Origin of the sequence: Paenibacillus marchantiophytorum (assembly GCF_014640555.1) — a bacterium.
GTDB classification, from domain to species: domain Bacteria; phylum Bacillota; class Bacilli; order Paenibacillales; family NBRC-103111; genus Paenibacillus_E; species Paenibacillus_E marchantiophytorum.
Genome location: NZ_BMHE01000058.1, coordinates 16,570 through 40,618 on the forward strand (window position 1 = coordinate 16,570; position 24,049 = coordinate 40,618).

At 51.0% G+C, this 24,049-nt stretch carries 16 protein-coding genes; 5 read left to right on the forward strand and 11 right to left on the reverse strand.

Annotated features, from left to right (window positions below):
* Positions 1-12 precede the first annotated feature (12 nt).
* Complete coding sequence (locus IEY34_RS31565; protein ID WP_189019552.1) at positions 13-888, forward strand: LysR family transcriptional regulator; 876 nt, start codon at positions 13-15, stop codon at positions 886-888.
* A 59-nt stretch (positions 889-947) separates the two neighbouring features.
* Here IEY34_RS31565 and gcvPB read toward each other — a convergent pair whose 3' ends face one another.
* From gcvPB to IEY34_RS31620, 11 genes are all read right to left on the reverse strand, one after another.
* Complete coding sequence (gcvPB, locus tag IEY34_RS31570; RefSeq protein WP_189019554.1) at positions 948-2,507, reverse strand: aminomethyl-transferring glycine dehydrogenase subunit GcvPB; 1,560 nt, start codon at positions 2,505-2,507, stop codon at positions 948-950.
* 29 nt (positions 2,508-2,536) lie between these two features.
* Complete coding sequence (gcvPA, locus tag IEY34_RS31575) at positions 2,537-3,937, reverse strand: aminomethyl-transferring glycine dehydrogenase subunit GcvPA (protein ID WP_268240207.1); 1,401 nt, start codon at positions 3,935-3,937, stop codon at positions 2,537-2,539.
* 114 nt (positions 3,938-4,051) lie between these two features.
* On the reverse strand, positions 4,052-4,834 hold the full coding sequence (locus tag IEY34_RS31580) for an SDR family NAD(P)-dependent oxidoreductase (protein WP_189019557.1): 783 nt from the start codon (positions 4,832-4,834) through the stop codon (positions 4,052-4,054).
* The gene (gene lacZ / locus IEY34_RS31585; protein ID WP_189019559.1) at positions 4,827-7,964 is read right to left on the reverse strand and encodes a beta-galactosidase, LacZ type; all 3,138 of its coding nucleotides are present in this window, start codon (positions 7,962-7,964) and stop codon (positions 4,827-4,829) included. The genes IEY34_RS31580 and lacZ overlap by 8 nt, the downstream gene beginning before the upstream one ends.
* 51 nt (positions 7,965-8,015) lie before the next feature.
* Positions 8,016-8,828: a carbohydrate ABC transporter permease gene (locus IEY34_RS31590; RefSeq protein ID WP_189019561.1), complete on the reverse strand. Its 813-nt coding sequence runs from the start codon at positions 8,826-8,828 to the stop codon at positions 8,016-8,018.
* Positions 8,825-9,766 carry a carbohydrate ABC transporter permease gene (locus IEY34_RS31595; protein ID WP_229757932.1) on the reverse strand — a complete coding sequence of 314 codons (942 nt, stop codon included), beginning with the start codon at positions 9,764-9,766 and terminating at the stop codon, positions 8,825-8,827. Before IEY34_RS31595 ends, IEY34_RS31590 begins: the two co-directional genes overlap by 4 nt.
* A gap of 89 nt (positions 9,767-9,855) precedes the next feature.
* On the reverse strand, positions 9,856-11,133 hold the full coding sequence (locus tag IEY34_RS31600) for an ABC transporter substrate-binding protein (RefSeq protein ID WP_189019565.1): 1,278 nt from the start codon (positions 11,131-11,133) through the stop codon (positions 9,856-9,858).
* 137 nt (positions 11,134-11,270) lie between these two features.
* Positions 11,271-12,476, reverse strand: a complete 1,206-nt coding sequence (locus IEY34_RS31605) for a response regulator (protein WP_189019567.1) — start codon at positions 12,474-12,476, stop codon at positions 11,271-11,273.
* Positions 12,454-14,277, reverse strand: coding sequence for a sensor histidine kinase (locus tag IEY34_RS31610; RefSeq protein ID WP_308423092.1), 1,824 nt, complete (start codon positions 14,275-14,277; stop codon positions 12,454-12,456). The genes IEY34_RS31605 and IEY34_RS31610 overlap by 23 nt, the downstream gene beginning before the upstream one ends.
* Before the next feature lie 86 nt (positions 14,278-14,363).
* A complete protein-coding gene (locus IEY34_RS31615; protein ID WP_189019569.1) occupies positions 14,364-16,070 on the reverse strand; it encodes an amylo-alpha-1,6-glucosidase in 1,707 nt (568 codons plus the stop codon).
* Positions 16,071-16,371: 301 nt separating this feature from the next.
* A complete protein-coding gene (locus tag IEY34_RS31620; protein WP_189019571.1) occupies positions 16,372-18,108 on the reverse strand; it encodes an ABC transporter ATP-binding protein in 1,737 nt (578 codons plus the stop codon).
* Between the two features lie 204 nt (positions 18,109-18,312).
* Between IEY34_RS31620 and IEY34_RS31625 the strand changes: the two genes are divergently transcribed.
* From IEY34_RS31625 to IEY34_RS31640, 4 genes are all read left to right on the forward strand, one after another.
* Positions 18,313-19,755: an ABC transporter permease gene (locus IEY34_RS31625; protein ID WP_373291375.1), complete on the forward strand. Its 1,443-nt coding sequence runs from the start codon at positions 18,313-18,315 to the stop codon at positions 19,753-19,755.
* A 3-nt stretch (positions 19,756-19,758) separates the two neighbouring features.
* A complete protein-coding gene (locus IEY34_RS31630; protein WP_189019573.1) occupies positions 19,759-21,285 on the forward strand; it encodes an ABC transporter permease in 1,527 nt (508 codons plus the stop codon).
* Positions 21,286-21,405: 120 nt separating this feature from the next.
* Entirely contained in the window at positions 21,406-23,238 is a 1,833-nt protein-coding gene (locus IEY34_RS31635; RefSeq protein ID WP_189019575.1) for an ABC transporter substrate-binding protein, read from the forward strand.
* Between the two features lie 103 nt (positions 23,239-23,341).
* On the forward strand, positions 23,342-23,797 hold the full coding sequence (locus tag IEY34_RS31640; protein WP_189019577.1) for a hypothetical protein: 456 nt from the start codon (positions 23,342-23,344) through the stop codon (positions 23,795-23,797).
* Positions 23,798-24,049: the final 252 nt, after the last annotated feature.

A 24,049-nucleotide genomic window follows, 5' to 3' on the forward strand; every position in this document is an offset into this window, starting at 1 on the left:
GGAGGCTTCTCGATGGATATTCGTCAACTTCGCTATTTCATTGCTATCGCAGAGGAGCAGCAAATTACGGCTGCCGCCCTCCGATTACATATGACACAACCGCCGCTTGGACAGCAATTAAAACTCATGGAGCAAGAACTCGGGGTCCAACTGGTCATTAGAAACGGCAAAGTATTGGAACTCACCGAAGCTGGACAAGCCTTATATGTGCATGCCCTTCATTTGACCAAGCTTCTGGAAGAAGCAGAAATGGAAGTGAAAGAAATTGGCATGGGTACGCGAGGCAAATTGCTTATTGGCGTCAACACGTTATCTTCAGCCTTTCTACCTCAGCTGCTGCGCATTTTTAAAACTCGTTATCCCGAGGTTACCTATAAAATACAGCAAAATGAATCCGCGCAACTTCTTAGACTCATTAGAGAACGAGTGATCGAACTTGCTATCGTGCGTCTCCCCTTGGAGCTGCAAGAGTTCCATGTACTGGAGCTTCAGCCTGAGCCTTTTTATTTTGTTGCAGCCACCAACATGGGGCTTGAATCGCGCGAATTCAGTTACAATGACATTCAGCGTTTTCCGCTCATTTTGCCAAGTGCAGAAGGGCTTGGGTTGTATCAAAGCATTATCGACCAATTCACCAAGCGAGGATTGACTGCGAATATCATCGGCGAATGCTCGGATATCGTGACGCTGCTGGCATGGGTATCCTCGGGGGAAGGAACGACGATCGTGCCGGCTTCCATTCTTAACATGCATCGCGGATATGACATTCAATCCTTTGCCATCGCAGACAGCGCACTCCTGCTCTCTACCGGATTAATTTGGTACAAGAATCGCTATTTAACAAAAACAGCACAGCATTTCATTGACCTAATGAAAGAACCGCAATAAGCCATACACAAAAAGGCTGTCTCACAGGTTGAAAACCTAATGAGCAGCCTCTTTTTTTATCACACCAGTTGAGTCTTCTTCAAATACGCCCGCCAAGTAATGCACCATTGCTTAGGATCATCCAGGGACGATTCATCGTTCCGGTGTACCGTGCTGTTATGCGGAGCGGAGCGCACAATTTCCGGCTGCGTATAGGCTTCATTCGCAATGTGCTCCAGCGCTTGAATGTATTCATCCAGATCCTCTTTGGAATACGATTCTGTCGGCTCCAAAGTAAACGGCTGCTTCACGATATACGGGTGGTGAGACGTCCAGTAATGCAGGCCGAAATCACACATGCGGCGCGTAATATCTTCCGTCGTAACCCCCGTCTCATCCGTAAGCTGCTTCCAGCTGTAGCGAACCTGCTCAAGGCGGCGGCCTTTGATATATGGGGCGCTCGCTCCGCGGATTTGGAGGATTTTATGATAGAGATAATTGTTATTCAGCACGGCAATTTGGGCGACATCCTTGAGTCCGTCCGGACCAAGACTCATAATCCAGGCATACGAACGCAGTACCGTCTGGGCAACTCCGTGGAAGCTGCGAACTTTGCCAATGCTGTCAGCCGACTGATTCTTCAAAACATAACGGCTGCCGTCGTAATCGACAAGCGGCCCTGGCAGGAAACGTTTGAGTTCTTCGCTTACACCAAGAGCGCCCGTAGCTGGACCGCCGCACATATGAGGAGCAGCAAAGGTCTTATGCAGATTGAAGAAGCACATGTCGAAGCCCGCTTCCTTCGCTCGCGTAATGCCAAGCAAGCCATTGGCGTTGGCCTGATCGTAGAAGCAAACGCCGCCAGCTTCGTGAACAGCGTCGGTAAACTCGCGAATCCGGTGGTTGTAGATGCCCGTGTCCTCCGGATTGGCAACGACGAAGCCTGCTGTACGCTCGGAGATGACACTCTTCAGCTTCTCCAGATCGGGGAAGCCGTCTTCGTCCGGGTGCAGCGTAATGATTTTATAGCCTTTGACGGCAGCTGTTGCCGCTTGGGAGGGATGGGAGAAAATCGTCGTGATGATTTCATCCCGCTGTTCCCCTTCCCCCCGTGAATCATGATAAGCGCGAACGATCGAAGCCATAGCCAGCAAAGCCTGAGTGCCGCTGCTCGGTTGGAAGGAGAAAGCGTCCATCCCGCTGATTTCGCGCATTGCAAGGTCCAGCTTGTAGAAAATCTCCAGCATCCCCTGAACCGAGTCTGCCTCCTGCAAGGGATGAAGCTCCATCATATGGGGCGTACGGATCAGCATTTCGTTGATACGCGGGATGTATTTCATCGTACAAGTGCCTTGTCCGATCTCTACATTCAAATCGGAGCCCAGCGTTTCCTGAGATAGGCGCAAATAATGCCTAAGCACTTTGGCTTGCCCGATTTCGGGTAAAGCCGGCGCTGATTTCCGCTTCATAGATGATGGGATACGTCCGATGCCGTCCCCCACTTCAGCTGCAATGCCAGCCTCTGTTCCTGGCGGAATGACACCTCGCTCACCCTCACGGTGAAGCTCAAAGATGACTGGCTCATCCCATTTGGCTTGATGAAAATTACGGACTTTATGATCTCGGCGAATTCGTTTCATGGCGTTCCGTCCTTTCTCTATATGGTCGATCACGGTTTGCGAACGATAGTTTGAATGGTGTCTGCTAAGCGATCCAGATCGGTTTGCGAATGAATTTCCGTCACACAATAGAGCGCACATTGTCCCCATGCCGGGAACGAAGCGGACAAATCTTTGCCGCCGAATATCCCCGCATCGGACAACCGCGCATTAATTTGAGCGACCGTTAGCCCCGTATCGTTGAAATCAACAACAAACTCTTTGAAGAAAGCTGTTTCCCCGAATCGCAGGGAAATTCCAGGAATAGCGGATAATTTCATCGCCGCGTACTGCGACTTCTGCATAATGGTCTCGCCAACCTCCTGCATGCCGGCAGGCCCCAGCAAAGACAGGTAGACACCTGCGGTTATTCCCCATAAGGCCGTCTGGGTACCGACAGACTCCTTCCCCTTCTCCCTAAGCGCGAAGGAGGTACGCTCATAGGCCACGTCGCCGAAGCCATACTCGCCCTCTACCTCCGTTGGCACGATGCCGAACAGCCGTGAAGGATATTCCATGACGTAGGTCTCTTCATCGCGCGTTGCGATGAATCCGGCCTGACCGCCGCCGTAATTCATATGCATGCCTAGCGGCTGCAAATCCCCACAGACGATATCGGCGCCATATTGGCTTGGCGGCTGTAGAACGCCAAGGGAAATCGGATCTACGCCAACGATGCAGATCGCATCCACAGAATGCGCAAGCTCCGATATGTCCTGTCCTTGGTCTTCGATGATGCCCAGGTAACCCGGATTCTCGAAGTATACCGCCGCTACATCGCTGGTTAGCTTGCTGCGCAAATCAGCCAAGTCCATCTTGCCGGTTGCCTCGTCGATCTCCACAAAGCGCAGCTCCATCACAGGAGTACAGTAGTTGTTTATGATCATCACTTTGTCGGGATCGACTGATCTTGGAAGCAGGGCAGCACGGCGGCCTGTTAGGCGGCCAGCCATCCGGATAGCGGTTGAGGCCGCTTGCGCCCAGTCGAAGGTGGGAACATTCACGACGTCCATATCCACAAGTTCAGCCATCAGACTTTGATACTCGAACAGCGTTTGGAATCGTCCGTGATCTTCATAGGGTTCACCGGCATAGGCGGTCACGAATTCGGAACGCTGATTGATTTCGTCACAGACAGCCGGAATGAAATGCTGCCAACAGCCCGCTCCGAGGAAATTCAGATACGCAGCGCCATGCTTATTCTTGGCAAGCAGGCCGTCGATATGACGGCGCAGCTCATATTCCGTCATAGCTGGCGGGAGATTCATTGCCCGATTCAGCTTCAAGCTATCCGGGATGGCGTCATGAAGCTGGTCCATCGAAGTCAGACCGATCTCCTTGAGCATCGCATCGCGAACCTCAGGCACGGTATTGGGTATATAAGGATGGGCATAAGTTCTGTTATTAGGCAAAGGTAACGCCTCCATTCATCGGTGTGTACTTATCGATTTATACGCTTAGATTCTTAGCTTGCCGAGCGGGCTAGCCCGCTGAGCGCTTGGGCAAAAGCCGGACGCGAATCGTCCTCAGGCGATGCCGCCGCCATCCACAACAAGCACGCTTCCTGTGACCCAGGAAGACATATCACTCGCTAGAAACAGCACCGCATTGGCGATATCGCGCGGCGTGCCTAATCGCTCCAGCGGGCGACCGCCAGCCGAGGCAACCAGGAATTCAGCTTCATTGCGTTGAAGCTGTTTGGCCTCATCACGCAGCAGCGGCGTGTCCGTATCGCCAGGCGATACGCAATTCACGCGGATTTTGGCGACACCATGATCGATCGCCATCGCTCGTGTTAAATTCACAACGCCGGCTTTGGCCGCGCAGTAGGCGGCAGCGCGATCCCCGCCTTTAAGCCCCCAGCCGGAACCGGAGTTGATGATGCTGCCTCCACCTTCGCGCTCCATGATAGGAACGATGTATTTGGACAGCAGATACACGCCCTTCAAAGAGACATCGATCACCAAGTCCCAATCGCGTTCTTCCAGCTCAACAACCGTTTTACGACGAATGATCCCGGCGTTGTTGAACAGAATATCAATTCGCCCATGTGCAGCATCGATCTCGGCTGCAACACGCTCGCAATCGGCAGAGGAAGAAACGTCACAACGGTAGAAACTTGCTTGACCTCCCTGTTGTCGAATACCAGTCACCGCTTGTTCCCCTTGCGCTTCATTAATATCGAGCAGGATCGAATAGGCTCCACAGTTGGCCAGCAGTTCAGCTGTCGCCAGACCAATTCCTGAGGCACCGCCAGTGACAACCGCTATTTTTCCCGTTAAGTTCAATATGTCTTGTACGTTAAGCATGGTTAGTTCCCTCCTGTTGTGGCTCGTTCGTGTTCATTTCTCGTCTCATTTGATGGCTCAGCCGCTCCGCTTGGGCATCTTCAGATAGATAGGGCTTAAGCAGCATCCTGAAACGGAATGCTTCTGATGCGACTGCGTTCTCTGGCGATTGAGCAGGTCCACAGCTATTGCTGCCCAGACCATTCTGTCTGTAGTCCAAATTCAGTGTTATGAAGTCCCGCGCGACAAGATCAGTCGCATGTTTGGCTGCTTCCAAGTCAGCGTCCGTATAGCGTCTTGCGCTGAATTCAAGGGTCGGCGCTCCTGCTGCAAGCAGGCCAGTCCCGGCGCCATCCGTCATCGACACCCATCTGACATCGGTGCGGTTGCCATTTTCCTGCGGATAAATATAAGGTGTGAATAAGTCATCTACCGACTTCTGATAAACACCGAACCGTCCCGCTTCTTTACTATCCGAGTAGCTCTCTCCAGGGCCGCGTCCATACCATTTCACAGCATCCATGTCTCCTGGAATCTCCATTTGCAGTCCAATCTTAGGAAGCATCGCAGGCGGTTTGCCTTCCGGAACACCTTGCACGTCAATGATGATGAGCCCTGAACCTGTTAGAGTGTAAGTCGTCTCACATCGGAAGCCCCAGTCGAATACCGGAGGCGCGATGCGTGACTCCCACGTTATCCGAATCGTCCCCTCATTCACCCGCTCCCAGCGGCAGTGATCGATCCGTTCGCTGAGTCTATCGAGATAAGCCTTGCGCCAGTCTGGCAGGACATACATGTCGTTATCAATCGGCGCACGCCAGAAATTGAGACGCGGCCCTGCGTTCATAAGATCCTTGCCGTTAATTCGCAGTGATCTAATTCCGGCAAGACGGGTATCGAACGTGATCGTAAATAAATCATTCGTGAGGATAAGCTCGCGATCTTTCTCCAGGCAAATCAAGCTGCGAATCGGCAGACTAGCTGCTTCTGAAACGTTGTTCTCAACTGCACTTAGCGCGAATTGTCCCCAAGCTATCTCATGTCCTTGCTCGCCCCAGATGCAATCCGATGCAAGCGTGAAGCCGATATTCAACCAGCGCTCAGCCCCCTGCTCCAAGAAGGCAACCTGACGATCTGCTTGGAATGGAATGCTCAGTTCTGCACTTTCACCAGGATCAATACGCGGCAGAACCAAAATGCCGCTTTGGACAGTCTGACCTTCTACCGTTACGCTCCAATCGGCGTGGAGGTGATCGAGAGTCACAAAGTCATAGCGATTCGTGATCCGTATGCGATCCTCTTTGATATGCTCGACTCGAACAGGCTCGATAATTTTCTTGTATTCAATAAGACCTGGCGAAGGTGTCCGATCCGGCCGTACAAGACCATCAATGACAAAATTACTGTTGTTCGGCACATCGCCATAGTCTCCGCCATATGCGTAGTCGTCTCTGCCATCCGCTGTCTTCCTGCGAATTCCGTGGTCGATCCATTCCCAGACGAAACCACCCTGCAGCCTTCTATAAGCATCGAAAGTATCAAAATAAGGTCTAAGCCCGCCAGGGCCATTCCCCATGGCATGCGCGAATTCGCATAGAATATGCGGTTTCGGATGATCAATCAGCTGACCGAAGCCTGCCATTTTCTCCACTGAGGAGTACATGGTGCTCACAATATCGCACACTTCCGCTTCACGATCTTCTTCATAATGAATAAGCCGGGTTGGATCTGCTTGTTTGCACCACGCTGACATCGCCCGGAAATTGCAGCCGAAGCCAGACTCATTGCCGAGTGACCAGAATAGAACCGAAGGATGATTCTTGTCGCGCTCCACCATGCGGCGCACGCGGTCTACATAAGCTTCCTGCCAGGCAGGATCATCGCTTAACCGGGAAATATTGCCCAGAGGCTCGAAGCCATGGGTTTCCAAATCGGTTTCTTCCATGACATACAAGCCATATTCATCGCAAATATCATAGAACCGCGGATCGTTCGGATAATGGGCCGTTCTGACCGCATTGATATTATGCTGCTTCATCATCTTCACATCTTGAATCATCGTCGTTAGGGTTACTGTACGTCCTGTATCCGGATGGTGATCATGGCGGTTTACACCTTTGAGCATGATCGCTTTGCCGTTCACCAAGAACTGGCCGTCCTTCACTTCGATCTTCCGGAAGCCCACGCGCTGGGCAACTGTCTCTACCACTTTATCGTTGTGATCTACTAGACTTATGGCCAAATGATAGAGTGACGGAGCTTCAGCGCTCCATAGCGCAGGCTTCGTGACCGGCATGGAAAACACGAGGATCGTCTTTTCGCTAGCCGCATCAGCGATCTGCTTTTCGGCCGAAACAACATGCGCCCCTGCGCTATCCAACAGTTCCAGCAGGAGTTTCCTTTGCAGCGCTTCGCCTTGCAATTCAACCTCAACAGATAATGTCGCATCGCTGTAGGCTGCGTCCAATTCCGTCACAATCCGGTAGTCCACGATCCGCGCGGAGGATGGCTCCGAAATTAGATACACATCGCGGAAAATACCACTCATATACCACATGTCCTGGTCTTCTAGATAGCTGCCGTCTGACCACTGATAGACGCGCACTGCCATGCGATTGATTCCCTGATTTATATAGGGGGTCAAATCAAACTCTGACGTCAATCGGCTGCCTTGGCTGTAACCAACGAATGCCCCGTTCACCCATACATGGAAAGCACTGTCCACGCCATCGAATTTCACGGCCAGCTTCCTGCCGTCCCAGTGTGGAGGAAGCTCAAACTCTCGCACATAGCTGCCTGTTGGATTATCGTTAGGCACATGCGGAGGATTAACCGGGAACGGATAATATAAGTCCGTATAATGAGGGCTTCCATAGCCCTTCAACTGCCAGTGGCTCGGAACCTGGATCTCATCCCAACCCGACAGGTCATAATTCTTTTCGTAAAAATCATCCGGCGCCCATTCAGGCCCCTTCGCATAATGAAACTTCCAATTGCCATTCAAGGATTTGAACCACGGGGAGCTCCCGCGATCATAGCTCAAAGCCCCGGTCCGATCGGAATGCGGGATGAAATACGCCCGACTCTTCGTACGATTGCGCTCCAGCACCGCCAGATTATCCCAATCGCGTGTCACTTTCTCGTTACGCATGGCTGCTTCTCCTCTCGTCTCTCTATCATTCTATCTCTACGAATCTTGCATCTATCCTTTAATTCCCGTACCTGCGATACCGCCCACAATATAACGCTGCGCGAAAAAGAAAACAGCCAGCGGCGGGATGGAGATCAGGCAGGTGATTGCCATAATGGACTGCATATCGACGCCGAACATGCCTTTGAACTGCGATAATCCAAGCGTCAATGTATATTTCGATTGATCATTCAGGAAAATGAGCGGTCCCAGATAATCGTTCCAACAGCTCATCATCTGAAACACGCCGATTAAGATCAGCGACGGTCCCATGAGAGGAACGATAATCCGCACGAGAATAGCGAATTTATTCGCTCCATCGATGGTAGCTGCCTCATCTAATTCACGAGGAAGCGTGAGGATGAACTGTCTCAGCAAGAAAATGTAGTACGCTGAACCGAAAAACGATGGAACAATAAGCGGTTTGAGCGTATTAATCCAGCCCAGATAGTTAAATTCCATGTACTGTGGAATCATGGTAACTTCCCACGGAATCATCATCGTTGCGAGCACAATCAGAAACAACAGATCGCGCCCTTTAAATTCAAATCTCGCGAACCCGTAGGCTACGAGCGTGCAGGATATCAGTTGGCCCAGCGTGGAAAGCAACGTCACGATGACGGTATTTTTCAGGAATAAGTTAAACGGCTGAATCGTCCACGCATCGGCGAAATTGCCGAATTTCCAAACAGAAGGAATCCATTTAGGCGGGAAAAGGTACAGCTCGGTTGGCGATTTCAGCGCCGTCGTCACCGCCCAGAACAGCGGAGCGACGAACAACAGCGAGCAGACAATCAGCAGGCCATAGACGACTACCCGTTTCATGAAGACCGCCTCCTTCCGCTGGACTTCGCTTTCTTCTGCGGTTTGCGTTTCATTTCGCCTTCATAGAACACCCACGCCTCCGACGATTTGAAGACAAGGAACGTGAGACTGAGGACAATAAGGAACATGAACCAAGCATTAGCTGCGGAATAGCCCATTTTGAAAAACTTAAAGGCATTCTCGTACATATACATCGCGTAAAAGTAGGTTGATTTCAAAGGACCGCCTCCCGTAAGCAAGAGAGCAAGTGTCAGCTGTTGAAATGCCGCGATAATGGACGTAATAAGATTGAAGATGATGGTTGGACTGAGCATGGGAATCGTCACGCTGAAAAATTGTCTAAGCTTGCCTGCTCCGTCAATAGAAGCGGATTCATACAGGTCCTTAGGTATCCCCTTGAGCCCTGCAAGGAAGACGAGCATCATCGAGCCCTGTCCCCACAGGCTGGCCACGACCATCGCGACCAGAGACCAATGCGCATTGTTCAACCAGTTCGGACCCTGCACGCCGATAAGCGACAGGAAATAATTCAGAATGCCGTAATCTCCGCTGTACACCCAAGCCCAGATCATCGCAAGGGCAACACCCGAGATCACAGATGGCAAATAAAACGCCGTACGGAAAATCGCGCTGCCGCGCACTTTCTGATTGAGCAGAATTGCCAGTCCGAGCGCAACCGCGATATTGAGAGGAACGAACAACGCAGCGAACTTGAGCGTCACGCCGAACGATTTCCAGAACAGCGGGTCATCCGTGAACATATCGATATAATTGCCTAAGCCGATAAAACGTACTTTCCCTACAATCGGCCAATCAAAGAATGAAATAATGAGTGAGAATAACAAAGGCCCTAACGTGAACACTAGGAATCCAAAGATCCACGGGAAAATGAAGAGGTAGGGAATGACCCCACCTAAGCTCCGTTTCCTTCTAGGCATGAGGCTGGCCAATGGTTTCTCTGCGCTTGCTTGCTGCGGGTAGGTCTGAGCCATCTCCTAACCTTCTTTCTGCAGAGACTGTAGTCTTCTTATTTCAAATAACGCTCACTGTCTTTTACGGCTTGATCCAGCGCATCCTGAGCACTGCTGCCTTGCACGACGGCTTCTACAGCTGCCGATAGCTGGCGGTTTATTTCATTCCACTTGGCATTGAGCAGGAACGCTGGCGAGTTGTCGGAGCGCTGCAGCATGGTGTAGAACGGCTTGTATAGAGGGTCTTGATCCTTCTTCAGCTCGTTCACGACACTTCCTCTGACTGGCAAATCCGTTACGCGCATTTTGATCGCTTCGCTCCCAACATAATATTTGATAAACTCCCAAGCCAGGTCCTTCTGCTTCGAATCCTTCGCAATAGAAAGTGCTGATTCAGCAATGACACCTTTGACTGGTTTACCTGGGAATGCAGGCATCTCCACGGTCCCTACATCAATTCCTGCTTGCTTGAACGATTCCAGTGGCCAGATGCCGCTTTCCCACATGGCGATTTTCCCGGCTTTGAAAATATCCTCGCCGCTTTGCTGCCCTTTGCCTCCCGCTAACACGGCCGAACCATTCTTGAGCATATCTCCGAAAATTTGAATAGCCCCAGCGGTTGCTTTGCTGTTCATGAAGCCGTTTATCGTTTTACCGTCATCCGAGATATAAGAACCGCCATTGCTCCACACGAACCCTTGCAGATCGTACGTATCATTCTCGGCACGAACACCAAATCCATACTGTTTATTCGCTTTATCCGTCAGCTTCTTGGAAATTCCCTGAAAGTCATCCCATGTCCAACCATCCTTAGGATAAGGAACTTTGGCATTATCGAACATCTTCTTGTTGTAATACATGACGCGGGTCGTAAAACCAGCCGGAATCCCATAAAGCTTGTTGTCGATCGTCGCGTAATTGAACAACCCTTTGTAGAAATCATCCTTCTTCAAATCCTTGTCCCCGTCAGCGTAGCTGCCAAGCGGTTCAAGCGACTGATGATACGTTGGGAAATCCCACATGTACATCACATCCGGAGGATTCGTAGCGCCGAAACCAGCTGCCAGCTTCTGATCGAAACCGTCGGCGTAAGCTTCTACCTGAACAGCCGTTCCAGGATGATTCGCTTCGAACTTCTTCGCGATATCCTGCTCAATTTTCAGTGCATCTCCGGTATCCCAGGTGGCGAATCGAAGCGTTTTCACATTGGCTGAAGGGTTCGTCTCTGCCGGCTTTGCCGCCTTGTCTTTGGTACCTTCGTTATTCCCGCATGCTGTAAGCGTCGTAATGGTAATTGCAGATGTAAGGACAATGAGTGAAAGTTTCTTCTTCATTCGGTCAGCTCCCCTATCGATGAGTGAAGTAAATAATAATTGAACCGCTTTCATCATAACTAAAATGAAAGCGGTTCAAAACCGATAACTATTCGAATGTTTGTGCTTTTTTGTTCGATTTGCGAAGGCGGGTGCCGTTATGTTCGGAAGGTATCGTCTTTTTGTTGGGCACGGTAGTGGCTTGGCGTTTGGCCAGTGCATCGCTTGAACCATTTGCTGAAATATTTGCTATCCCCGAGCCCTGTGCGCTCAGCGATATCCTGCATCGTCAGGTTGGTATCCTTTAATAACCCATAGGCTAATTTGAGTTTGCGTTTATATTGAAAAGCTACGAAGCTGTCCCCCACCGCTTTCTTGAACAAGATCGAGAAATGGCTCCGACTGAGGCCAACCTGTCCAGCCACATCACTGACCGACCAATCTGCGGAGGGATTGTCGTGCAGCAGCTTAACTGCTTTCCAGATTGGATCAGGCCAATCCGCGGCGGTTACGCCATAGGCTTTCTCCAACTCCGAAGCTTTATGCAAGGCTGCTAGCGCTTCCAGACGTTCTTCTGCGCTTGTGAGCGGTCCTCTTCTGGCCCACTGCAGCTTCGCGCTCTCGCTTTTCCGCTCGACCAGCAAGCCCTCTGCCGCACTCAGGAGCGATTCGGGCACGATATAGTAGCAGCGCTCCTCGCCATATGGAATGATCGCCCCTTCACAGAGCTGACGGTCTTCCAGGGCGCTCTCCTTCAAAAGTTCAAGCCAGGAAGCCTCACACCCTGACGTCTTGATGAGGTAGACATATACCGACTCCCCGTGGAAAGACCACACCTCGCGGGTCCGTTTCTTCATTTCCTCGACGAACTTGTCATTATGCCCATTCAGCCAAGCATAAAGCAGTGTACCCAGACGCTCATCTTCGTCTTTACCGGGAGCTGCCTGAGTGAAAGCGGAGGCTGATGCCGTCATCGCCAAATCATGCTGAAACTTCGCCAGCATCCCCTCCAGCTCTTCATCTTCGAAGGCCGTTTTGAGCAGATAGCCTGCCGCTCCCAGCTTGATCCCTTGCTGGGCATATTCGAAATCCCGGTGGCAGCTGAGCAGGATGATTCGTGTATCCGGCGCTGCTTCCTTGACGCGGCGCGACAGCTCAATCCCATCCATTTCGGGCATTACAATGTCCGTAATCACCACTTGAGGCCGATGCTCCAGGAAAGCCTCCCAAGCTTTGCGGCCATTCGGGGCGTCAGCCACGACTTCCATCCCGTATTTATCCCAAGGCACCGTGGAACGGAGCCCCTTGCGAACGATGCTCTCATCATCTGCGATAATCACCTTAATGGTCTTCGTTGTTTCCATGCAGACTCTCCTCCTTCTTAGGCCATTCCATCGTGATCGTTGTCCCTTCCCCTTGGATCGATTGCACAGCTAAACCATATTGCTGGCCAAAATGCAGCTTGAATTTCTGATCGGCATTCAGCACGCCCAGACCGCCCCTGCCTTTGCGTTTCGTCTCACCGGGCTGAAGGAGCCGCTTTAATTTATCCGCAGGAATGCCTGCGCCATTATCGGAAAGCACAAGCAGCAACTGATTGCCTGCCTCGCGCACGCTTAACCGAATCACTCCCTTACCATCCTCGAAGCCGTGGAAGAAAATATTTTCGAACAATGGCTGCAGTGTCATGCGGGGAATCAGATACTGCTTGAGCTGTTCATCACAGACCAACTCATAGGTGAAAACAGGACCATAGCGAACCTCTTGAATTTTCAGAAAATGCTCAATCATTCGCAGCTCTCGACCAAGCGGAATAAGCTCCTGCGAAATATCCAAATTGCCTTCCAGCACCATCGTCAGATGATACAGCATTTGGCGGATATCCTCCGCCCCCTGCAATCTGGCTTTCCACTGAATGGAATTGAGCGTATTGAAAAGCAGATGAGGATTAATTTGATAATGAAAAGCCTTCAGTTCCGCTTCCTTCTTCAGCCGTTCGCTTCTCTCAACCTCACCGATCAAAGTCTGAATGCCGCGCACCATGTTGTTGAAACTCGTATCCAAACTGCCCAGCTCATCCCTGGCTTCCACCTGAGTCCTCGTCTGCAGCTTGCCGAAGCCGACCTTCTGCATCGCATCCTTCAGACGACGAATCCGCGCTGTGAATCGGGAGGAGAACCAATAAGCAAATCCAAAAGCCAGCAAACATGAAACAACAGCAACAAGTATCGTATTGGATCTTATTATTCCTGAAGAACTATAGAACAACCGGGCAGGCAATCTGGCCTCTAGGGTCCATTGATTAGCCGCAACTGTTTTGTTCCACACAATATCACTCGGTTGTGATGTGATGGTCGATTGCGTCTCATATATAATTCGCCCCTGCGGATTCGTTATTCTCAGATGAGCTTTCGTATCATTCTCGAACAGTTTGAACATATGCAGCAGATCCTCGGCATTCTCTTCAATCAGAATTTTGCTGCCGCGCAGCGCGCCATAAGGATTATTAATCGGTACTGCTAAGCCGAGCACAGGGATCCCGGATTCTTCGCTTTCCTTCATGCCATGATTCTGCGGATAGAACCCCAGCCAATATTTCCCTTCCTGCGTATCCAACATTGATTGCCAAGCCGGGATCAGACCGAGCTTCGCGACATCGAGATTATTTTCTCCATAGTAGTAGCCAGAGCTGGTAATGATATAGATGCCAGTAGTCCGATCTGTTTTAAGCGCTTTCAGAAGGACTTCAAAATCATCCTTATCCATAATTTCTTTATACGTCGTTGGGGCCTGGTCCCCCAGATCAATTCTTGCAGGATCAAGCAGATAGGAGTAAACCGTCTCCGTCGTTTGATTCATACGATTCAAATAGGAGCTTGTCTGCTGCTCCAACTGAGCTACTGCATTCTCGCCGTATTTGCCAAACTGGGAATTAATTACCTTCGCGGACTGATAATAGGACAAAGCCCCGAGCGAGAGCAGCGGAATAAGCGTGACAATGAGAAAGCAGAAAAGCAGCTTCGTGCGAATGCTCCGATAAGAGCCAGATAGCAGGCGGATGTTAAGTTTCTTGAGCCAAAAGTCTTTGATGATCGCACCCTCCCTTCCAGCTTGCGCTGTCCAATGATACTCAAAAGTGTAGCATGGAACCGTTTCTGCAAACAAACCGTATCCCCTTCATTCTCTCAAATGAAACGGGAAAAGCACCTCATCTCTGCTTATTTTTAAACAGGGAGAAGTGCAGGTTGTAGTTAGTTTGTTGTGTACTCATGACCTAATATTAGAAACACACTGGAGGTCCATGTAAAAGCGCGATCACGCAATCCTTGTCCCGTCATTGCGTCAAAATTCTCCGCCATTCCGCTGCGATCCAGCATAGCGCAGAATCGGCGGGCAACTTCCTCGGCCAACTCGCGATCTCCCGCTGCGGCAACGCCTTCAACAAGCAGCATCGTCGACGGTGCCCAGATCGGTCCGCGCCAATAGCCGTCTGGCTGATAATAAGAGCTCTTTACACTCTCTGTCGCCCAGCCATTGGGGGTTAAGAAGCGCTCTTCATCCCGCAAGCCCTTCAATAAAGCTGTGCGGATTGGCTCGGGAAGGCGTTTGCCGAGCAGGATTGGCACGAACAAGAGGAGACTGTCGCCTTCTGACAACGCATGCGTGCCTGAGCGGCAAGCCGTGAAATGGTCATCCTTCCAGAAATGACGGATCATCTTCTCCAGTGTGCCCTCGGCAAGCTGTCGCCATTCGGTCGCTTCCTCGCTGTAACCGAGCAGACCCGCAATCTCAGCAAGCAGTTCAGCTTGCAGAATGAGAAAAGCCGCTAGATCCGGGCTTTCTACAGGAATGCCATTATTGAAAGCTGTGCTGTTATCCCAGCCAGAGTCATTGCCGTGATTGTATTGCGGAATGCCGTCTCCATCGCCGTCGCGATAACGGAACCACCATTTCGTCCATTTGCCGAGAGGGCCGTACACTTCCCTAAGCTGCGCATCCTTAATATAATCTGTTCTGGCCATCATCCAAGCCAGCGTCCAGCCATGTATCGGCGGCTTGTTGCAGTTCCAGAGCTCGTATTTATCATTGATGAAATCCGGGATCAAACCGCTCTCATCCTGGCGGTCAAAGAAAATCATGAATTGATCCCACGCCAGCTTAGGATCATGGCGAATGAGCGCCATCGCATTGAAGCAGTGGTCCCAGCTCCAGATATTCGTCATCCAGTTCTTCGACATATACATCGCTGGCCGCGTCAGGCATCCCTCTGCCGGAACGAGGCAGGACCAAGTGATATAAGCTGCAAGCTCCCTGCTTTCTTGCCATCTCTCCGGCAAAGGCAGCGTGCGATCCAGCCACCGCGTAAATTCTTCCTTCGCTGTCGCCACCGCATCATCGAAGGATTCCCAAGACGCGCGCGGCTCCCATACCGTGTTGAATTCCTCTATAGCAAACTCGGATACGCCCGATAGTTCGTCAGGCACGAAGTCTGCGATGACGTAAGAGCTTTTGATTTTGTCCCATGGCACTTCCATCTTCAAGTCGCCAACCAGTGCCGTCAGCATGAACCTGCATCCATGCGTGAAGCTGTTCACTTCCCAGCTGCTGGAGGCTGCTTGATAAGCATAATCGTAGGCAGCCGTGCGGAAAGTTAAACGGATTCCACATCCCTTCGTGCGAATCCGAAACGTTCGGCGATCGGAGATGCAGATCTCCGCTGTTAATCCTGCTGCCGAAACAAGCTGAATCCGCTCCGGGCAAGCGATGGCCTCGAAGGGCACGGATTGGCCGCTTGCATCCTGCATCGCAATATGAAAGGCCTCGCCGAATTTATCGTCGCCGCCGCGCACCGTGCGCAGGTACAGGCCTTGTTGTCGATCTTGGGCTTCTGGCAGAATCGAGATTGCCAAGAAGGATTCTCTACGGCTGAAAGGTACAACGTTCAGATCAAAGTTCATAATTAGTCTCCTTTGCGAAAACAGTATGCGCTTTCATTGTAACGAAAGGAGCGTTCGGGAAGAACCGACAGTTGTTTGTGCGGGGGAGGTCATTTGTTGGGTGTTGGTGAGGTTGGGGGTTGGGGGTGTCATTTTGTTAGGTGATGTTCGGGATATTGTTCGAAATGACTGATTCTCCCGAGATTAACCCCATACTAAGAAAACCCGGGTGCAGGGCACCTGGGTTCGAGGTAAAACGATTCAATTGTTATTCATCATGACTGCTGTTCGCTTCCTGCTTGCGGATTCTGATCCTCCATCCTTATGCGTCGGCAACAGCCAGCCAATGTCCGGGCTGCACTTCGACGAACCGCGAACGCTCCAGCCCGTACGGATCTTGGATGCTCGAATCGATCAGCGGCACGAACGCCTTGCGTGATTCCACCGCCGGATCGGGAACCGGAATCGCCGCAAGCAGCGATTTGGTATAGGCGTGCAGCGGGTTCGCATACAGCTCTTCGCTCTCCGCCAGCTCCACAATCTTGCCCTTGTACATGACCGCTACGCGGTCGCTGATATGCTTGACCATCGAGAGGTCATGAGCGATAAAGAGGTAGGTCAACCCCAGCCGCTGCTGCAGTTCTTCCAGCAGCTTCACGATCTGCGCCTGGATGGAGACATCCAGGGCCGAAAGCGGCTCGTCGCAGACGATAAACTCCGGCTCGACTGCCAGTGTGCGGGCGATTCCGACCCGCTGCCGCTGCCCGCCCGAGAACTCATGCGGGTAACGCATCGCGTGCGATGCGTTGAGACCGACCATCTCGAGCAGTTCCTCTATCCGATGCTGCCGCTCCTTCTTGCTGCTCGTCATCTGATGGAGATCCAGCGCTTCGCCGATGATGTCGGCAATCCGCAGACGCGGGTTCAGCGAAGCATAAGGGTCCTGGAAGATCATCTGCATATGGCGACGCATGATTTTCATCTCTTTGCGGGATAAGCGGTTAAGCGGGATACCCTTGAAGAGTACCTCCCCGCCCGTCGCTTCATTCAACCGCAAGATCGTCCGGCCCGTGGTCGATTTGCCGCAGCCTGACTCGCCTACAACGCCAAGCGTCTCCCCCGCGCGGATATCGAAGCTGATATCATTGACAGCTTTGATGATCTGGCCTTTGCCCAGATTGAAATGCTGTTTAAGCGATCGAACCTCCAACAGGGGACGATCATCTGCCGAACGGCTAACCGCAGAGGCCAGCTTGGGCTTCTTCTTCTCGTCAAGCCGAGGCAGTGCATTCAGCAGACGCACCGTATAGGGGTGCTTAGGCGCTGAGAAGATTTCCTCCGTCGTGCCCGTTTCCACGACCTCGCCATCCTTCATGACGACAACGCGGTCGCACATGCCGGCAACGACACCCAGATCATGCGTAATCAGGATGATTGACGTGCCGAGTTGGCGCTGAATTTCCTTCATCTGGTGCAGAATTTGCGCCTGAATGGTTACGTCGAGCGAAGTCGTTGGCTCATCTGCGATAAGCAGCGACGGTCGGCAAGCAAGCGCGATCGCGATCATCACCCGCTGACGCATGCCCCCCGAGAACTCATGGGGATACTGGAGATAGCGGGCTTCTGCGTTAGGGATGCCGACCAGTTTCAGCATCTGGATCGCTTCCTTCTGTGCTTGCTGCTTGCCAAGTTTCCGATGTTTGATCAAACTCTCTTCGATCTGCCGACCGATACGCATCGTCGGGTTCAGGGAGGACATCGGATCTTGGAAGATCATCCCAATATCGCGACCGCGAATCTCCTCCATCTCCGAATCCGACTTATCCGCCAGATTCTTTCCCTGGAAGAGAACCTCGCCGCCCTTCACCATCGAGGGAGGAGATGGCAATAACCGCATGATTGTGCGGGCCGTTACGCTTTTCCCACTGCCGGATTCCCCTACGATGCCCAAAGTCTCGCCCTCGCGAACTGAGAAACTTACATTACGAACGGCTTCAACTTCCTTATCGCGCGAGTAGAATGAGACAGACAACTGCTTTACTTCTAAGATTGACGTCATATAATCACCTTTGTATGTGGATAAATTAAAAAGAAAGTTCTATCAATTACAATTACATGTTAAAATATAACTTCAATGGATAGCAACCATAAGAAATAATATTTCGCATATTATTGACATTTTTCGCTTCTCACCTTAAAATCTACTATATCGATCGGAATAATGCAATATATAAAACTGACCGACAAAAAGGAGCACACGAACTTGACCGGGCACACTGTCGCAACGGATTCCCGTCTAGTCGACCGACTTGGGAACATCTTTTACAAAATGCTATTGCATCCTACTTACCGTTTTCTGCTGCTGCTGGCAGGAGCCCCGGTGCATCTAATCATCTATCTAGTCTATCTGCGCCGCAAGAAGCTGAGTATGCACAAGGCCGCGCTGGACAAGATAGAACGGGAATGGACATCAGCCGGCTACCGAGACCTTCTGTTCGCAGAGGCGAAGGAACAACTTGAACGCAAGCACCAATTCTTCAATCAAATCATTGACCCGGAGAAACTGGCTCGCGAAGCTAATCGGATTACGGAGAGCAAATTCAGAGAGGCGTTACGGACTCAACTTGCAGATGAGCAGAATAAGAATGGCCAATCACTGATCAGTTACTCAGGTACTTTCACGGAGCTGCTTCAAAACCCAGTGTTTCTGGCTGTATCCATTGTCCTCGGCTTGCTCATGTACGCGCTTATGTTCATTTATAGTAACGCATATCTGAAATACATTATAGAGCGGCTCGTGATGACCGTCTTTGTCATTTTCGGCGTTGCCTTTCTCGTTTTTACCATTCTATATTTGTCGCCAATGAATCCTGCCGCCAATATTATTGGGGAAACCGGGACGCCTGAGCAAATTAGCGCATTCAACAAGCTTTATGGACTGGATCAGCCGTATCTGGTTCAGCTCTGGCATACGTTCCGGGGCATTCTTACTTTTGATTTAGGCAAGTCATTCGCAGGCAGCGAGGACGTTACCACTTCAATCGCCGCCAAGTTTCCTGTGACGCTGACTTTGACCGTGATCTCAACAATCATAGCCGTGTTGATCGCCCTGCCGATCGGCTTGATATCTGCTACTCGGTCGAATTCTTTCTTTGACTATACGTTCATGCTGCTTGCTTTGATCGGATTGTCGATCCCTAACTTCTGGCAAGGGTTGATTCTTATCTTGAATTTCTCCATCAAGCTGCACTGGCTGCCCGCAACCTATAATCCACAGAACGCGTTGACGATGATTATGCCAATTATCGTATTAGGAACAGGTCTTACGGCCGCGGTAGCCCGAATGACGCGTTCTTCCACGCTCGAGGTCATCCACGAGGATTATATTACGACAGCTCGGGCCAAAGGGTTGACGCGCAGTCAAGTGCTGTGGAAGCACGCGGTGGGCAATGCGCTCATTCCGATTATTACAGTCATCGGACTTCAGTTCGGCGGCATGCTCGGTGGAGCGGCTGTCACAGAGAAAGTTTTCAATATCAACGGGATTGGAAGCTACATCGTGGACAAGCAGTTTATCCCTGATATCCCCAGCATCATGGGCGGTGTCATCTATACCGCTATTACGATCTCTATCGTCAATGTCGTGATCGACATTTTGTACGCGTTTTTCGATCCAAGAATTCGATCCAGAATGAAACAATACTAGCAGATGACAAAGGTGACCAAGGTGCCCAAACCCATACTTACTAAACAAGACATCCATTTCAGATTGCGCACCTGCGCCGAGTACGGACAGGCCAGCTTTGCTGGCATTGCCTCCCTGAGCTTGGCGATGGTGCTGCTGATCAACAGCTTCAAAGGAGGCGAATTGGCCGTGAATTCGGCTGTCTTCGCTGCCTTCGCCGCCTACTTCGTCTTCGCGCTGCTTCAGTTGGGGACAATGGCTCTGATCCGCAGAGATCTGCTCCAACACGGCGGGCTGCGCCGGAGCACTCGCCGGCTAGGCTATGTGCTTTTGATCAGCTTGCTGACAGCTAATATCTTTGTCGTAACGGCGGCCTTCCAGCTCATTAAAAGCAAGAAGAGCGCAGCATACACTCTCTCGGTCTACGCACTATTGACGACCGTGTTCGTCTTCGCCATTTCGGCGTTGAACGTCTTTAAGCCTTATGTTTCGGACTTATTCGTACCAGGCATGGCTCTTCTATTAATCGCAGGCGCCATTCAATTCATTGCCCTGCTGCTGATTGCCCGGTATGCAGATAACCAGCTCCTGCCCAAGTGGATGTGGATAGCTGCGGTTCTGCTGCTGGCTAGCTCTGTAACTGGCAATCTGTTCGCGCTTGCGCTCGGCATTCTGTTGATAGCCAGACTTAGGAACAGGGACGTCTCGTCGGGAACCAAACTGAATGAGGTCATCGACCGGCTGTCCCGCAGTTCCACCTCGATGCTGGGTTTGTGGTTCATCGGTTTCTTGTTGGCGATCTCCCTGTGCAGCTACTTGACGTTCGACTATGGGATGGCCATCGACAATAATTACGGGGCGATTCTACAATCACCAAGCCTGACCTACCCCCTTGGCACAGACAACTTCGGTAGATGCCTATTCTCGCGAATCGTATTCGGAGCGCGGATCTCGCTCTTCGTCGGGATTCTCTCCACATTGATTCCCGTGATCATCGGCGGTTCTCTGGGCGCGGTATCCGGTTACTACGGACGCAGTACGGACAATCTCATCATGCGAGCGCTTGATATTCTGTACGCGATTCCCGGCATCCTGCTGGCCATTGCTATCATCGCAGCGTTCGGTGCCAATACGGTCAATCTTATTCTGGCGCTAAGCATCGGGGCTATCCCGACGTACGCTCGAACAATGCGAGCCAACGTGATGCTCGTATCGACGCTTGAGTATGTGCAGGCGGCCCGCGCTTTCGGCGCAGGCGATCTGATTATTCTGCTTCGGCATATCGTGCCGAACTCCATCGCACCGATGATTGTCAAGTCCACTTTGACTGTGGGCGGAGCCATCATCTCGACGAGCAGCTTGAGCTATCTGGGACTCGGCGTCGAGCCGCATATCCCGGAGTGGGGCAATATTTTGAAAGTAGGAAGTGCCTATCTAGAAACCAATGCCTACACCGCAATCTATCCTGGCTTAGCTATTATCGCGCTGGTGCTGTCCTTCAACTTCCTTGGAGACGGATTACGCGACGCGCTAGATCCCAAGCTTGACTAAACCATCTTGACTTATTTTAGAATCTTCATTCTTACTCCATGACCTCTTCGTTACGTAACAAACAAGAATCTGGAATGAATGTGTGTTCATACATTTAGAATTACTAGGAGGGCCAATACTATGGTTACCAAAAGCAAGGTCATTATCCCCGTCGTCCTCGGCGTCTCATTGATGCTGAGCGGATGCAATTTCACGACAAAAAAAGATGCGGCAGCGACGCCAACACCAGGATCAACAGAAACAGCAGCCGTCAACAACACGCCCGTTGATATCGAACTGCTAGGAATGAGTTCCAATGAGACAGACCTCAACATCGTGCGTGATCAGCTTGCCAAAAACGGTTTCAACGTGAAGTTGAACGTTCAGCCGGACTACGGCACATTCAAAGCCCAACAAGATGCAGGCAACTTCGACGTTGCGCTCTCCAGCTGGACCACGGTTACAGGAAACCCGGACTATGCGGTACGTTCCCTATTCAAAACAGGCGGCGACTACAGCATTATGTCAGATCCTGAGATCGACAAGCTGATCGATCAAGCCTCGACGCAAACACCAGAGCAATACACCGAGACTTATAAGAAATTCGAACAACAGCTAGTTCTTGACAAAGCCTATATCGCACCACTCTATAACTCGCTCAAAGCACAAGCTTTCAATCAAGACGTTCTGAAAAAAGAGTCTGTGCGTTTGTCGAAGTCACGCTCCCTTCCTTGGGAAGAGCTCGATTTCAAGGATGCTGCCAAACGTGCGAAGGACCCGATTATTCTGCAATCTGCCCTTCCTTCCCTAACATCGCTCGACCCGATCAAAGCTAACGACGGCTCGATCAACATTATCAACACGAACATGTATACACGTTTGCTCAATTTGACAGACGACGACAAATTAACGGCTGACGGCTCTCTCTCTTACAACTTCGCGATTGCTGAAGGCAATTCCGATTACTACTTCGTACTGCGGGACGATATTCATTTCGCGAAGATCAAAGACAAGCTAGCTGCCGACTCAGGCGAACGCGTGGGTGCAGAAGATGTTATCTTCTCGCTGAATCGCGCCAAGGACAAAAATTCCGTACCTAACCACCGCACGTTCACACTGCATGAGCATATTCAAAAGGTAGAGCTTGTGACAGACCCGGCGGTACTCGAATCCGTTAAGTTATCCGGCGGCTCCGGCACGCTCAAATCTGGCTTGGAAAAAGGTCTTGATTCCAAAATCTCGACATTGGTATCCGACAAGAATCAAGCAAGCAACAAAGAAGGCAAATATCAGGTTGTCAAACTGACGACTACACAGCCGTTCCCGCAAGTATTGAACTATCTGGCGCACCAATCGGCTGGCATCGTCTCGAAGAAACAAGTCGAAAGCATCAATACGTACGATGTAGCCAAATATGATGTTAATAAAGACATCTCCTACGGCGACCAATCGACGGTTACTGAGGGTGCCAAATACAACAATGCTTTGTACACAAGCGGCCCTTATATCCTGTCCTACAAGAATGATTACGAGGCTGTTTTCTACAAAAACCCAGGTTATATGAAGGGTACGAAGTACGAACCGAAAGTTGACTCGATCAAAGTACGCTTCATCAAAGATGCTGAAAGCTCCCTGTCGGCGCTCAGAAGCGGTGAGATTCACCTATACTATGGCGTATCCGAGATTAAGTTCGATGTCATCAAAGCTGATACCAAGCTTGCGCTTCAAACCGTCCCTAGCAACGCTGTCTCCTACCTGCTGTTCAACACCAAGAACCGCGAAGTTGCCAAGAGCGCTGACTTGAGACGAGCTGTGCTGTACTCGGTCAATCAGGACGAGTTCCTGGCTTACTACAAGAACAACAAGTTCAAAGCGGTATCGACGTTAAGCCCAATTGTCAAAACGGGTCTGGAAGTGAAGGCAGACGCTGCCAAAGCGAAGGATTTCCTGAACAAGTACAAAGCTAGCAAGTAAATCAACGCTGAACATGCTAAAGACTGCCTCATCGTCGAGAAGACGATTGGGCAGTCTCTTTCATACACCAAAGTCGAATATAAATAGATAGGAGCGATCCAAAATGTCCACTTCTGAACTAACCCCAATCAAACTATCGCAATGGGATGCGCTAATCCTGGAATCGCTCAACCCCCAGGGATGGCCCGCAGATGAACTGCTTCAGCGAGTCCACGCCGGCAATCTTCCCGTCGACGACAGCAAGTTCCAATTCGACTATACCCGCTTAACTGAGCTTGCAGACAGTGATCCGGCCGCATTCGAGCAGGCAGTCCGTCACGGCTACCAAATCAAATTCAATACGCTTCGCGGAATTGCCAGTTGGATTCTCCTCGCCTATGGGCAGGAGCCCGAGTTGCAGTTGGAACCGGGTCACGAAGCGATCATCGCGAGTCTGACAGCGCAGGAGCACAGCCGCCTGAATGCGGTACTCTCTTACGGCTGGGTCGTGCGAGGCGAACAGTCGGCTTCGGCTGAAGCGCGATCGACCTATGCGATCGAGCCACTGGTTCGGGCTTAATGCTGCATTACGGTTCTATCAAAAGGAACTCTAGGACGCTATCCGGGCAAAAAGCAGGGTTGCGAGGGTCATAGCGGAACTACAGGGTCTTATTTCCACGAAAAGCGCTGAATTTCCCATGAAATAGCAGAAGCTTTGCAAAAAACCTAACATGAATATTTCGTTAGAATATATTCCTAAATATGTAATTAAATGATGTATTTATCTGGACAAAACACAAAAAAACCCCTAAGGTCGAGTTACAGACATGTT